14 protein-coding genes are annotated in these 13,034 nt (G+C 68.7%); all 14 read left to right on the forward strand.

The features are described from left to right. The first annotated feature begins 22 nt into the window (after nt 1-22). The 14 genes from BME24068_RS13345 (at nt 23) to BME24068_RS13410 (ending at nt 13,016) form a co-directional block, all read left to right on the forward strand. Complete coding sequence (locus BME24068_RS13345; RefSeq protein WP_174926357.1) at nt 23-1,162, forward strand: LLM class flavin-dependent oxidoreductase; 1,140 nt, start codon at nt 23-25, stop codon at nt 1,160-1,162. A gap of 162 nt (nt 1,163-1,324) precedes the next feature. After that, nucleotides 1,325-2,518, forward strand: coding sequence for an acyl-CoA dehydrogenase family protein (locus BME24068_RS13350; RefSeq protein WP_174926358.1), 1,194 nt, complete (start codon nt 1,325-1,327; stop codon nt 2,516-2,518). Between the two features lie 10 nt (nt 2,519-2,528). Then, complete coding sequence (locus BME24068_RS13355; RefSeq protein WP_174926359.1) at nt 2,529-4,286, forward strand: FAD-dependent oxidoreductase; 1,758 nt, start codon at nt 2,529-2,531, stop codon at nt 4,284-4,286. Further along, on the forward strand, nt 4,286-4,804 hold the full coding sequence (locus BME24068_RS13360) for a flavin reductase family protein (protein WP_174926360.1): 519 nt from the start codon (nt 4,286-4,288) through the stop codon (nt 4,802-4,804). The genes BME24068_RS13355 and BME24068_RS13360 overlap by 1 nt, the downstream gene beginning before the upstream one ends. Nucleotides 4,805-4,843: 39 nt before the next feature. Further along, nucleotides 4,844-5,035, forward strand: a complete 192-nt coding sequence (locus BME24068_RS13365) for a hypothetical protein (RefSeq protein ID WP_174926361.1) — start codon at nt 4,844-4,846, stop codon at nt 5,033-5,035. A gap of 10 nt (nt 5,036-5,045) precedes the next feature. Beyond that, nucleotides 5,046-6,089: a ferredoxin--NADP reductase gene (locus BME24068_RS13370; RefSeq protein ID WP_174926362.1), complete on the forward strand. Its 1,044-nt coding sequence runs from the start codon at nt 5,046-5,048 to the stop codon at nt 6,087-6,089. Between the two features lie 46 nt (nt 6,090-6,135). Then, nucleotides 6,136-7,722, forward strand: a complete 1,587-nt coding sequence (locus BME24068_RS13375) for a FadD3 family acyl-CoA ligase (RefSeq protein WP_275405017.1) — start codon at nt 6,136-6,138, stop codon at nt 7,720-7,722. A 32-nt stretch (nt 7,723-7,754) separates the two neighbouring features. After that, on the forward strand, nt 7,755-8,528 hold the full coding sequence (locus BME24068_RS13380; protein WP_174926363.1) for an SDR family NAD(P)-dependent oxidoreductase: 774 nt from the start codon (nt 7,755-7,757) through the stop codon (nt 8,526-8,528). A gap of 62 nt (nt 8,529-8,590) precedes the next feature. Further along, on the forward strand, nt 8,591-9,334 hold the full coding sequence (locus BME24068_RS13385) for a GntR family transcriptional regulator (protein WP_174926364.1): 744 nt from the start codon (nt 8,591-8,593) through the stop codon (nt 9,332-9,334). Nucleotides 9,335-9,347: 13 nt separating this feature from the next. Continuing rightward, complete coding sequence (locus BME24068_RS13390; protein ID WP_174926365.1) at nt 9,348-10,199, forward strand: sulfite exporter TauE/SafE family protein; 852 nt, start codon at nt 9,348-9,350, stop codon at nt 10,197-10,199. Next, complete coding sequence (locus BME24068_RS13395) at nt 10,196-10,540, forward strand: DUF1634 domain-containing protein (RefSeq protein ID WP_174926366.1); 345 nt, start codon at nt 10,196-10,198, stop codon at nt 10,538-10,540. The genes BME24068_RS13390 and BME24068_RS13395 overlap by 4 nt, the downstream gene beginning before the upstream one ends. 835 nt (nt 10,541-11,375) lie before the next feature. Then, nucleotides 11,376-12,029 (forward strand): hypothetical protein, encoded by a 654-nt coding sequence (locus tag BME24068_RS13400; protein WP_096499589.1) that lies wholly within the window; start codon nt 11,376-11,378, stop codon nt 12,027-12,029. Between the two features lie 347 nt (nt 12,030-12,376). Continuing rightward, nucleotides 12,377-12,613 (forward strand): FitA-like ribbon-helix-helix domain-containing protein, encoded by a 237-nt coding sequence (locus tag BME24068_RS13405; protein ID WP_014899176.1) that lies wholly within the window; start codon nt 12,377-12,379, stop codon nt 12,611-12,613. Further along, nucleotides 12,600-13,016 (forward strand): type II toxin-antitoxin system VapC family toxin, encoded by a 417-nt coding sequence (locus BME24068_RS13410; RefSeq protein WP_172441857.1) that lies wholly within the window; start codon nt 12,600-12,602, stop codon nt 13,014-13,016. The genes BME24068_RS13405 and BME24068_RS13410 overlap by 14 nt, the downstream gene beginning before the upstream one ends. The last annotated feature ends 18 nt before the right edge of the window (nt 13,017-13,034 follow it).

Here is a 13,034-nt window from a genome sequence, read left to right on the forward strand (position 1 = left end):
AACAACCATGGAGACGCACGCAATGAAGTTTTCCCTCATCTACGAAGCCCAGACGACCGACGCATCGCGCGAGGGCGACCATCGGGTGTTCAAGGAGACGGTCGAACAGGCGCTGCTGGCCGAGCAGGTCGGCTTCGACACGATCTGGTGCGTGGAGCACACGTCGCTGACCAACTATGCGCACATGAGCGCGCCGGAAACCTTCCTTGCGTACCTGGCCGGCCGCACGACGCGCATCGGGCTTGGTCACGGCGTCGTGTGCCTGCCGCCGGCGATGAACCATCCGATCAAGGTGGCCGAGCGTGTCGCGCTGCTCGACATCCTGTCGGGCGGCCGCGTGCATTTCGGCGTCGGCAAGGGCGGCAGCCAGCAGGAAGCGGGCGCGTTCGGCTACGACCTCAACGAGCTGCAGCCGATGATCGACGAGTCGATGTACCTCGTGCCGAAGATGTTCGTGCAGGACGAGATCGAGCACGACGGCAAATACATCAAGATTCCGAAGCGTCCGATCCACCCGAAGCCGATGCAGGATCCGCATCCGCCGATGTACCTCGCGTGCACCAACACCGATGCGCTGCTGCGCGCCGGCCAGCGCGGAATGGGCGCGCTGGTGCTCGGCTTCGGCGGCCCCGATGAAGTCGCGAAGAAGAACGCGGTGTATCGCGAAGCGTGGGCGAACCGCAAGCCGGAAGACCAGGTCGGCTTCCGCCCGACCCGGCATCTCGCCGCGCTGTGCCCGACGGTCGTGATGGCCGACGGCCAGAAGGCCCGCAAGATCGGCATCCGCGGCCAGCGCTACTTCATGGAGTCGCTCGCGTACTGGTACACGGGCGGCGAGCGTCCGGACCCGGCGAAGTGGGGCGACGACCTCGTGCAGGCCGATACCGGCGAGATGGTGATCCGGTCGCGCTTCGCATCCGAGGAAGTCGTCGTGAACTTCGCCGATCCGGCGCTCGCGATGATGAACCCGAACCACGCGTACGGCACGGTCGACGACTGTATCGGCTACGTCGGCCGCCTGCAGGAAGCGGGCGTCGACGAAGTGCTGTTCCTGTGCCAGATGGGTACGGTACCGCACGACGCGCAGATGGAAACCATCCGCAATATCGGCGAGCACGTGATCCCGTTCTTCAACCAGGAGAAGGCGCGCGCCTGCGCGTAATGCGGGCCGGACCGCGCCGGTCGTCCCTTCGGACGATGCGGCGCGGCCGCGCGAGGCCGACCATCGGCAGCAGGAACTTACGCTCGCGGCGCCCGCCGCGGCGAACCAGGTGAAAAAGACCGGGGCGGCGCGTCAGCGCGCTCCGCATCACAGGAGACATTCGTGCATCGCGACAACGATTCGAACGCACTGGCCGCCACGCTGATCGCCCGGGCCGAGGCGCTTGCGCCGACGCTCGCCGGCCGCGCCGCGCAAGCCGAAGCGCAGGGCCGCATCCCGGCCGAGACGATCGCCGACATGCAGGCCGCCGGCTTCTTCAAGGTGCTGCAGCCGAAGCGCTACGGCGGCCACGAGCTCGATCCGCAGACCTTCTTCGACATCCAGATGGCGCTCGCGCGCGGCTGCATGTCGACGGCATGGGTGTACGGCGTCGTCGGCGTGCACAACTGGCAGCTCGCGCTGTTCGACGCGCGCGCGCAGCAGGACGTGTGGGGCAAGGATCCGGCGACGCTGATCGCGTCGACCTACATGCCGGTCGGCCGCGTGACGCCGGTCGAAGGCGGCTTCCGGCTGTCCGGCCACTGGAAGTTCTCGAGCGGCAGCGAACTGTGCGAATGGGTGTTCCTCGGCGCGCTGGTGCCGCCGGCCGTTGCCGGCCAGCCGCCGGAGTACCGCACGTTCCTGCTGCCGAAAGCCGACTACCGGATCCAGCAGGACTGGGACGTGCTCGGCCTGCGCGCGACGGGTAGCCACGACGTCGTCGTCGACGACGTGTTCGTGCCCGCCTACCGCACGCACAAGGCGATCGACGGGATGATGGGCACGAGCCCGGGCCTTGCCGTCAACGACGCGCCGCTGTTCAGGCTGCCGTTCGCGCAGATCTTCGTGCGGGCGGTGTGCACGTCGTGCATCGGCGCGCTGCAGGGCGCGCTCGACGATTTCACCGGCTATGCGGCCACGCGCGTGTCGGCCAACAGCGGCGCGAAGACGACCGACGATCCGGGCGCGCAGCATGCATGCGCGAACGCGGCCGTCGCGATCGACGAGATGAAGGTGCTGCTCAAGCGCAATTTCGCGGAACTGATGGCGTCGGTGACGGGCGGGCCGACCGTATCGATCGAGCGCCGCGTGCATTTCCGCTATCAGTCCGCGCAGGTCGCCGAGCGCTGCGCGCAGGCCGCGAACGCGCTGCTGCGCTATGCGGGGGGCAACGGCATCTATCACCGCAATCCGCTGGTGCGCCGTTTCCTCGACCTGCATGCGGCCCGTGCGCACTACGCGAACAACGTGGACCGTTTCGGCCAGAACCTCGGCGCCGTGATGCTCGGCCGCGAGAACACCGACTACTTCATCTGACGAGGCGGCGATGAACGACACGCAAGCGCAGCAATACGTGTTCGACGTCGTGGTTGTCGGCTCCGGCGCGGGCGCGCTGCTCGCGGCATGCCGCGCGGCCGACCGCGGGCTGTCCGTCGTCGTGATCGAGAAGACGGCGCTGTACGGCGGCACGTCGGCGGTGTCGGGCGGCGGCATCTGGATACCGTGCAACCACCATATCGCCGAACTCGGCGCGACCGATACGCGCGAGGCCGCGCGCCGCTATCTCGACGCATGCACGGCCGGCGCGTCGTCGCCCGACAGGCTCGATGCCTATCTCGACCAGGCGCCCGAGATGCTGCGCTACCTGGAAGCGAAGACGCCGGTGCGCTACCAGGCGCTGCCGAAGTACGCGGATTATTTCCAGAAGCTGCCGGGGGCGATGCCCGGCTATCGCGCGCTCGATCCGCTGCCGTTCGACGGCGCGCTGCTCGGCGACGAGCTCGACCGGCTGCGGCCGCCGTCGCCCGGCACGCTGATCGGCGGCCGCGTCGCGGTGACGTCGAAGGAGGCGCATACGCTGTTCTCGCGCGGGCCGGGCTTCATGAAGCTCGCGATCGCGCAGTTCGGCCGCTACTGGCTCGATGTCGGCGTGCGCCGCCGCACGCGGCGCGACCGGCGCCTCACGCTCGGCAACGCGCTGATCGGCGGGCTGCGCCGCGCGCTGCTCGAACGCAACGTGCCGGTGTGGCTCGACACGCCGATGCGCGACCTGCTCGACGTCGACGGCCGCGTGACGGGCGTGCGCGCACAGCGCTTCGGCCAACTGGTGACGATCGCGGCGCGCCGTGGCGTGATCCTCGGCGCGGGCGGCTTCGAACGCAACCAGCCGATGCGCGAACGCTACCTGCCGCAACCGACGCGGATGCAGTGGAGCGCGACGCCGCCGGCCAACACCGGCGACGCGATCGCCGAAGGCCACCGGCTCGGCGGCGCGCTCGCGCTGATGGCGCACGTGTGGGGCGCGCCGACGGTCGGCGTCGCGGGCGAGGAGAAGCAGCGCGCGCTGTTCGTCGAACGCAACCTGCCGGGCTGCGTGATCGTCAACGGCCTCGGCAAGCGCTTCGTCAACGAAGCCGCGCCGTATTCGGAATTCGTGCCGGCGATGTATCGCGACCATGCGCGCACCGGCGCATGCGTGCCGGCGTGGATGGTGTTCGACGCGCGCTTTCGCCGCAAGTATCCGTGCGGGCCGATCATGCCGGCGTCGATGATGCCCGACGCGCGCATTCCGGACGCCTTCCGCGACGTGCTCGTGAAGGCCGACACGATCGACGCGCTCGCCGCGCGGATCGGCGTCGATGCGGCGGGGCTGCACGACACGCTGCGCGACATGGCGCGCTATGCGGCCACCGGCATCGACGAAGCGTTCGGCAAGGGCGACAACCTGTTCGACACGTACTACGGCGATCCGAAAAACCAGCCGAATCCGTGCCTCGGGCCGGTCGACGAAGCGCCGTTCTACGCGGTGCGGATCGACGCGGGCGACATCGGCACGAAAGGCGGGCTGGTCACCGACGCGCATGCGCGCGTGCTGCGCGCCGACGGTGCGCCGATCGACGGCCTCTACGCGATCGGCAACACCAGTGCCTCGGTGATGGGCGCGAGCTATCCCGGCGCGGGCTCGACGCTCGGTCCGGCGATGACCTTCGGGTTCATCGCCGCCGACCACCTGGCCGCGCAAGCGGCCGACGCCGGCGGCCAGACAGCCCGGCCGTCCACGACTGAACTTGACGGAGTCCAATGATGAGCGATCTCACTACCCATCCGCTGCACACCGACATGCTGCTCGCGATGCGCCGCCTCGCGCGCTCCGTCACGGTCATCAGCAGCGCGCACGCCGGCCGGCGCTACTCGATGTCCGCGACGGCGGTCGATTCGCTGTCGACCGATCCGCCGTCGCTGCTGATCTGCATCAACCGCAGCGCGTCGCTGTATCCGCCGCTCGATGCGGGCGCGCCGTTCTGCGTGAACGTGCTGTCCGCGCGTCATGAAGGCATCGCGATCGACTGCAGCGGCCGCCTGAAGGGCGAGGCGCGCTTCACGACCGGCGACTGGCATACGTCGCCGCTCGGCGTCCCGTATCTGCACGACTCGCAGGCGAGCCTCGTGTGCGAGCAGGACGGCCGCTTCGAATACGGCACGCATACGGTGTTCATCGGCCGGATCCGCGAGGTGCTGATGACCGGCGACGTCGATCCGCTCGTCTATCTCGACGGTGCGTACACGACGCCCGGCGCGCCCGCGAGCCGCGTGGCCGCGTGACGGCGGCGCGTGTTTAACCGCACCGGAAAGAGGCGACCCATGACATGCACCATGAAGCGCGGCATCGAGAACGATGCGGACACAACGATCGTGCGCGAGCTTGTGCAGCGGATCGGCGGCGCGGCAGCGCACGTGCTGAACGCATTCGCGTGCATCGCGCCGGCGCTCGCGTCGAATCCGGCGCAGGCCGCCGCGCGCGAAGCGGGCCGGCACGATACCGGCGTGGCATGAGGAACCGGCGATGAGCACTACCCCGATCGATTCCCGTTTCCACCGGCTGACCGTTGCCGACGTGATTGCCGAAAGCGACGACGCGTGCTCGTTCGTGTTCGACGTGCCTGCCGCGTTGCGCGACGCGTTCGCGTACCGGTCCGGCCAGTTCCTGACGCTGAACGTGCCGTGCGCGGATGCGGCCGTCGCACGCTGTTACTCGTTGTCGAGCGCGCCGGGCATCGACGCCGCGCCGAAGATCACCGTCAAGCGCGTGCGCGACGGCCGTGCGTCGAACTGGCTGTGCGACCGCATCCGTGCGGGCGATGTGCTCGACGTGCTGCCGCCGGCGGGCGTATTCACGCCGCGCACGCTCGACGGCGACCTGCTGCTGTTCGCGGGCGGCAGCGGCATCACGCCGGTGCTGTCGATCCTGAAATCGGCGCTCGTGCACGGGCGCGGGATGCTGACGCTGATCTATGCGAACCGCGACGAGCGCTCGGTGATTTTCCGCGACGAGCTGCAGCAGCTCGCGCATCGCCATCCGGGCCGGCTGCGCGTGATCCACTGGCTCGACAGCGTGCAGGGCGTGCCGCAGCAGCGGCATCTCGAAGAGCTCGCGCGGCCGTTCAGCCGGCAGGAGACGTTCATCTGCGGGCCCGCGCTGTTCATGGAGAACGCGCTTGCCGCGATGCTCGGCCTCGGGCTGCCGCGCTCGCGCGTGCATGTCGAGCGCTTCGCGTCGCTGCCCGATGCGCCGGCGTCGGCTTCGTCGGCCGCGGCCGACGAGCCCGGTGACGGCGCGGCGATCGAGACGGTGCTCGACGGCGACGCGTTCACGTTCGACAGCGCGCCCGGCGAAACGCTGCTCGACGCGATGCTGCGCGCCGGCGTGCCCGCACCGAATTCCTGCCGAATGGGGCAATGCGGCGCGTGCATGTGCCGGATCGAGCGCGGCGAGGTGGCGCTCGACGGCAACCACGTGCTCGACGACGACGAGATCGCGGCCGGCTGGACGCTTGCCTGCTGCGCACGGCCCGCGAGCGCTGCGCTGCGCGTGGTGTTTCCCGATTGAGCCGCGGCACGCCGACGGCGTGCCCGGCAACCCTGTTGCGATTCTGATGACGATGGACAACGAAATCCTGACGACGCCCGCGCTGATCGCACGGGCTGCCGCGCGCCACGGCGCGCATCCGGCGATCGAATCGGCGCACGGCCGGCTCACCTATGCGGAGCTCGACGCCGCCCGCCTCGAAGCGGCGCGCGCGCTGCTCGCGAGCGGCATCGATGCCGGCGACCGGGTCGCGGTGTGGGCGCCGAACCTGCCGGAATGGATCGTCGCGGCGCTGGCGATCCATACCGTCGGCGCGATCCTCGTGCCGGTCAACACGCGGATGAAGGGCATGGAGGTCGGCGGCATCCTGCACGATGGCGGTGCGCGGCTCCTGTTCTGCTGCGGCACGTTCCTCGGCGAATCCTATCCGGCGATGCTCGCGCCGCATCGGCCCGCGACGCTCGAGCGCGTCGTCGTGTTCGACGGCGAGCCGCCGTCCGGCACGCACGACGAGACCTGGAACGCGTTCCTCGCGCGCGGCGCGGCGGTATCGATCGCCGCGGTGCGCGAGCGCGAGGCGCGGGTGACGCCCGACACCGTGATGGATCTGATGTTCACGTCCGGCACGACCGGCCGCCCGAAAGGCGTGATGACCGCGCACGGGCAGAACCTGCGCGCCGCGCAGGCGTGGGCGACGATCGCCGGCGTGCGCCAGGACGACCGCTACCTGATCGTCAATCCGTTCTTCCATACGTTCGGCTACAAGGCCGGCTGGCTCGCCGCGCTGTCGAGCGGCGCGACCGTGCTGCCGCATCTGGTGTTCGAGCCGGCCGACGTATTGCGGCGCGTCGCCGACGAGCGCGTGTCCGTGCTGCCCGGGCCGCCGACGCTGTACTACGCGCTGCTCGATGCGCCCGATCGTGCGACGCGCGACCTGTCGTCGCTGCGCATTGCGGTGACCGGCGCGGCCGCGATCGCGCCGAGCCTGATCGAGCGGATGCGCGCGGAGCTTGGCTTCGAGACGGTGCTGACCGGCTACGGGCTCACCGAATCGTGCGGCTTCGCGACGCTGTGCCGTCACGGCGACGATGCGCAGACGGTTGCCTATACGTCGGGCCGGCCGATGCCGGACGTCGAGCTGCGCATCGCGGGGCCCGGCGGCGTCGCGCTCGCGCCGGACGAGACCGGCGAGATCTGGGTGCGCGGCTACAACGTGATGCGCGGCTACTTCAACCAGCCCGATGCGACGCGCGAAACCGTCGACGCGGACGGCTGGCTGCACACCGGCGACCTCGGCTGCGTGGACGCGCACGGCAACCTGAAGATCACCGACCGGATCAAGGACATGTTCATCGTCGGCGGCTTCAACTGCTATCCGGCCGAGATCGAGCGGTTGCTTGCCGCGCATCCGGCGATCGCGCAGGTCGCGCTGGTCGGCGTGCCCGACACGCGGCTCGGCGAGGTCGGCCATGCGTACGTCGTGCTGCGTCCCGGCGCGCATGCCGACGCGGAGCAACTGAACGACTGGGCACGCCGCAACATGGCGAACTACAAGGTGCCGCGGCGCTTCACGTTCGTCGAACAACTGCCGACGAGCGCGGCCGGGAAGGTGCTGAAGTACCGGCTGCGTGCGATTACCGAAGCGGCGGCCTGAACGGCGCCGCGACACATCAACGGGGGGAACGGATGAACGACAACGGATTTCCGCGGGGCGCGGTGCTGGTGTTCGGCGGCAGCGGCGGGATCGGGCAGGGTGTGGCGCTCGAGTTCGCGCGCGCCGGCGTGCCGGTCGCGCTCGGCTATCGCAGCAAGGCCGACGTCGCCGAGCGCGTCGCGCGCGACATTCGCGGCGAGGGCGTCGCGGTCAGCACGCATCGTGCGGACGTGACCGACCCCGCGCAGGTCGAGGCGGCGCTCGCCGCCGCAATCGAAGCGCATCGCCGCGTGCACACGATCGTGTGGGCGGCCGGCCCGTTCGTGAACCAGCGCCATATCGGCGACATGACGCACGACGACTGGCGCCGTGCGATCGAGGTCGAGACGGTCGGTTTCTTCAATGCGGCGAAGGCGGCGCTGCCGCATCTGCGCGCATCGGGCGGCGGGTCGTTCGTCACGCTCGGCTCGGCCGGCCATCTGCGCTGGCCCGATCGCGACGGGCTGTCGGTCGCGCCGAAGGCCGCGAACGAGGCGCTCGTGAAAGGGCTCGCACGCGAGGAGGGCCGCTACGAGATTCGCGCGAACTCGATCCTGGTCGGCGTGATCGAGGCCGGGATGTTTCCGGTGTTGATGGAACAGGGGCAGTTCGACCAGGCGTGGATCGACGAGACGCAGAAGATGCTCGCGCTCAAGCGCTGGGGGAAGGCGCACGACATCGGGCGCGCGGCGGTGTTTCTCGCGTCGGACCGCGCGAATTACGTCACCGGGCAGCAGTTGAATGTCTCCGGTGGGTACGGGTTATAGCCCGTCTGTCGAGGCCCGATCGGCGGTTGACATCACGACATCATGACGTCATGATGTCTTCCATGAACTCCGATTTCGGCAATGCGCCGCTTTATACGCAGGTCGAGGCCGCACTGGCCTCGGAAATCTCGGCCGGCACGCTGGCGCCGGGCAGCCAGCTTCCGCCCGAGGAGCGGCTGATCGAGCGGTTCGGCGTCAGCCGCACGACCGTGCGCAAGGCGGTCGAAAACCTCGTCGCGCGCGGTCTCGTCGAAATCCGGCGCGGCAAGGGCACGTTCGTCGCCGAGCCGAAGATCACGCAGGAGTTGACCGAGCTGACCGGCTTCGTCGAGGACATGCACGCGCTCGGCCGCACGCCGAGCGCGCGGCTCGTCGACAGGCACATCGTCGAAGCCGATGCCGCCGTCGCGCGGCAGCTCGCGTTGCCGCCCGGCACCGACGTGATGCGGATCCGGCGCGTGCGCCTGGCCGACGGCGTCGCCGTCTCGTTCGACGAAACCTACCTGCCGTGCGCGCTCGGCGAGAAGATCGTCGCGCACGATCTGGAAGCCGAGCCGATCTTCTCGTTGCTCGAGGAGCGCTACGACGTGCCGCTCGTCGACGCCGAATACCGGCTCGAAGCCGTCGCCGCACCGGCGGACGTCGCGCAGGCGTTGTCGATCGCGCCCGGCAGTCCCGTCTTCCTGATCGAACGGACGTCGCATACGCACGCGCACCGGCCGGTCGACTTCGAGAAGCTCTATTACCGCGGCGACCTCATCCGTTTCGTCACGCGGCTGAGCCGCCGCGCGGGCGAGCGATCGTAACGGGCGCGCCGTCATGCAAGCGTGGTGGTTGTTCGTTGCCGCGTTCGGCGCCAGTGCGCTCGGCGGCGTGCTCGGGATGGCGAGCGGCATCTTCGTCGTGCCGTTGCTCACGCTGCTGTTCGGCGTCGATATCCAGACCGCGATCGGCGCGAGCATCGTGTCGGTGATCGCGTGCTCGTGCAGCGGCGCCGCGTCGTTCCTGTCGGGGCGGCTGATCAACGTCCGGCTCGCGGTCGTGCTCGAAACCGCGACGACGCTCGGCGCGCTCACCGGCGTGCTGCTGATCGGCCGCGTGCCGGCTTCGTTCCTGTATGCGCTGTTCGCGATCATTCTCGTGGTGTCCGCGAAGCAGATGCTGGCGCGGCGGCACGATGCGGTCGCTGACGGGCCGCCCGATGCCGCGAGCTGGGCCAGCGCGTTGCGTCTGCATGCGAGCTTTCCCGATCCCGTGTCCGGCCGAGATATCGGCTACCAGGTCGGACGCGTGCCGTTCGGCATGGCGCTGATGTACGGCGCGGGGCTGATTTCCGCGTTGCTCGGGATCGGCTCCGGCGTGCTGAAGATTCCGGCGATGGACACGGCGCTGCGGCTGCCCATCAAGGTGTCGTCGGCCACGTCGAATTTCATGATCGGCGTGACGGCCGCCGCGAGCGCGGGCGCCTATTTCACGCGCGGCGACATCGATATCCGTCTTGCCGGGCCGATTGCGCTCGGCTCGGTGATCGGCGCGATCGTCGGCGCGCGGATGCTGATCCGTTTGCCGGCCGACAAGCTGCGCGTCTTTTTCGTCGTCGTGCTGTTGCTGCTCGCGGTCGAGATGTGCGTGAGCGCGCTCGGCGTTCACGCACCGGGAGGTGCCGCATGACGCGCGCCGTCAATGATGTCGAGCGTCGCGACCGGGCGGTTGCGATGCTGCTCCGGTACGGCACGGTGTGCGCGTGCGGGCTGATTGCGGCCGGGATGCTGCTCGGTGCGGGGTGGCCGGTGGCGGATGCCGGCGTGCTCGGCCGTGACGGCTATGCGCTCGCGAAAGCCGGCGTCGCGTTGTTTATTCTGCTGCCGGTGATGCGCGTCGCGTTGCTGACGGGGATTTTTCTGCGCGAGCGCGACTGGATTTATGCGGTGCTGTCGATGCTCGTGCTGGCGATCATCGCGGGCGGGGTGGTGGTTGGGGGGGCGGGGGTGAGTGGCGTCGTCATGGCGTGAATCCAGCCAGGAAAACGCACCCGGCAGCCGACCCGGTCGCCGGGTGCCTGCGCCACACTTGACCGCCCACGCAATCAGCCACAACGCTCCCGCCAGCATCGGCGGACACGCTCCGCGACGTACCGACCGGATCTTAGCGATCTCGGCGATCGTTGCGAACACATCCATGTCGGGTCTTTACCGATATCGCGTGACGCCCGTCCATCGCCCTCCGTATTCCCCCTGATCCGCGCGAGGCAATCACACATCCCGCTCGCGCGCGACCCTGCGCAACGTCACGTCGATGAAACGTTTCGCCCGATGCATGCCATCTCGCCCGTCCGCACACCGCCGCGATGCGGAGCTGTTGACGACCTCGCATGCTTGCCTGGCGTGCGTTGCGGCGTTCGCTGCGGGATGTCCCCAATCACGTGTGCGGCGACGAAGCGCCGAAAAAACGATGCGCGCCTGAAACATTTCCTCCAGTTCGATTACGCATAAGTGCAGATGTTTGACGCAGAGGCCCGCCCCGCACGGGTTCGTGCCGCATGGCACAGGCATTGCGATGAGGTCGGTGCCGCTCGTACCACCCGCGACTGGCCAGAAGAACGTATCGCGGGAGCGGCACGCAACGACATCGAAACTACGGGGATCGGATCGGGCCGCGGGGTGACGCCCGTCGCGTCGGACGCGTGATGCGTCGTATCGGCGACACGAAGGGCAGTGTGCGTTCGATCCGTCAAACAGCAAGCTTGCTTGCGAGGTGTCGTGCCGGGGGACGCGTCACGCGTGACGGGCAAGGACCGCACGCGGCGGGGCGACGCGCCCGGCGCGAGTCGGGGAGACGCTCGTGAAAATGACAGTGAACCAATGGGCAGCGCTGGCGGTATTGTTCGCGGCCAGCGCACACGCGCAGGAAATCTACCTGCAGGGCGGCACGCAAGGGGTGGGGGTCGGCGCGGCCGTGAGCTTCAATTCGATGCTGGGTGCGCACGCGGATTTCAATGCGATCACCCTGTCGCGTGACTTTTCGGTGGCCGGCAACCGCTATCAGGACGATCTCAAGCTGCGGCAAGGCGGCCTGTACGCGGATATCTTTCCGTGGCGCGGCAGCGGCTTTCGCGCGACGCTCGGATTGCGCTTCAACAACGACGAAATCACCGGCGTATCGGTGCCGACCAACGGCACCTACGTGTTCGCCGGCAAGAGGTATCCGGCACTGCCCGGCATGTACGCCGTCGCGCAGGCGCGCTATCCGGACGTGATGCCGTACTTCGGGATCGGCTACGGGCACCGGCCGGCATCGAAAGGGTTGGGGTTCGTCGCCGACCTGGGCGTCGCATACGGGATCCCGCGATGTTCGTACACGCTGTCGCCGGCGCTCGCTGCCGCGGCCGGCCCGCAGAAGAGCCAGGTCCTGGTCGCCAGCGGTCTCGACGACCTGAACCATATGATGTCGCGCTACCGGTGGTATCCGGTCCTGCAGATCGGGATCTCGTACCGGTTCTGAGCCGTGCGTGCTGTTACGGCGTAGCCGTGCGACGGTCGGGTGCGGGCTCGGCCGTCGGACGGGCTGCGCGGGTGGGGTTGCGCTGCGCGCCGGACGTTATGCGCGTGTCTCGGCCGCCCGCCAGTGAATGGCCATTCGGCCGTCTTTTTTGCCGCGTCGATTCCGCTTACCTTGTGTCACAGCAGTTCGATGCGTCGGGCCGGCGGCGGAAGGGTGGCGGATTCATGCCGTCCGCTGCCGCCGGCCAACGCCGACCACCGTCTTCCTTCCGGTCGCGACGATGATAGCAATGCTTGCAATTCACCGTCGAAACGCTATCATTGATAGCAATCTGGAGGGAGGGACCCATGGCAAATCTTCTGGTGCGTAACGTGGATGACAGTATCGTTCAGAGCCTGCGCGAGCAGGCTGCGGCCAACGGCAGGAGCGCCGAGGCCGAACATCGGGCCATCCTGGCCGATGCGCTCGGCCGGCCGAAGCGACGGACATTCGCGCAGGTGCTGATGAGCATGCCGGACGTCGGCGAAGACGCGGATTTCCAACGTGTTCAGGATTCCGGCGAGGTCAGGCGTGTTTTTGATTGATACGAACGTCATCAGCGAGATCAGAAAGGGCAAGCGAACCAACCGCGGCGTGCGCGCATTCTTCCGGCAGGCCGAGGCCGACGCGAGCCCGCTTTACCTGTCGGTCGTCACGGTGGCCGAACTTCGGCGCGGCGTCGATCTGATCCGTCATCGCGGCGATCACCAGCAGGCGTCGGCGCTCGAGGCCTGGATGGCGATGATCCTGTCCGGCTATGCGTCGAACATCCTGCCGGTCGATATCGAGACCAGCCAGACGTGGGGCCATCTGCGCGTGCCCGATCCGACCCACGAACTCGACAAACTGATCGCGGCCACCGCGCTGATCAACGATCTCACGGTCGTCACGCGCAATGTCGACGATTTCGCCCGCACCGGCGTCCGGTTGTTGAACCCTTTCGACTGATCCGGGTTGCCGCGGCAC

It is taken from the genome of Burkholderia anthina (assembly GCF_902498995.1).
GTDB classification, from domain to species: Bacteria; Pseudomonadota; Gammaproteobacteria; order Burkholderiales; family Burkholderiaceae; genus Burkholderia; species Burkholderia anthina.

Coding starts and splice junctions, on each gene's coding strand:
- BME24068_RS13365 (WP_174926361.1), top strand. CDS start 4,844: ATGACATGCACCATGAAGCGCGGCATCGAGAACGATGCGGACACAACG.
- BME24068_RS13385 (WP_174926364.1), top strand. CDS start 8,591: ATGAACTCCGATTTCGGCAATGCGCCGCTTTATACGCAGGTCGAGGCC.
- BME24068_RS13345 (WP_174926357.1), top strand. CDS start 23: ATGAAGTTTTCCCTCATCTACGAAGCCCAGACGACCGACGCATCGCGC.
- BME24068_RS13375 (WP_275405017.1), top strand. CDS start 6,136: ATGACGATGGACAACGAAATCCTGACGACGCCCGCGCTGATCGCACGG.
- BME24068_RS13360 (WP_174926360.1), top strand. CDS start 4,286: ATGAGCGATCTCACTACCCATCCGCTGCACACCGACATGCTGCTCGCG.
- BME24068_RS13400 (WP_096499589.1), top strand. CDS start 11,376: ATGACAGTGAACCAATGGGCAGCGCTGGCGGTATTGTTCGCGGCCAGC.
- BME24068_RS13370 (WP_174926362.1), top strand. CDS start 5,046: ATGAGCACTACCCCGATCGATTCCCGTTTCCACCGGCTGACCGTTGCC.
- BME24068_RS13395 (WP_174926366.1), top strand. CDS start 10,196: ATGACGCGCGCCGTCAATGATGTCGAGCGTCGCGACCGGGCGGTTGCG.
- BME24068_RS13390 (WP_174926365.1), top strand. CDS start 9,348: ATGCAAGCGTGGTGGTTGTTCGTTGCCGCGTTCGGCGCCAGTGCGCTC.
- BME24068_RS13380 (WP_174926363.1), top strand. CDS start 7,755: ATGAACGACAACGGATTTCCGCGGGGCGCGGTGCTGGTGTTCGGCGGC.
- BME24068_RS13405 (WP_014899176.1), top strand. CDS start 12,377: ATGGCAAATCTTCTGGTGCGTAACGTGGATGACAGTATCGTTCAGAGC.
- BME24068_RS13355 (WP_174926359.1), top strand. CDS start 2,529: ATGAACGACACGCAAGCGCAGCAATACGTGTTCGACGTCGTGGTTGTC.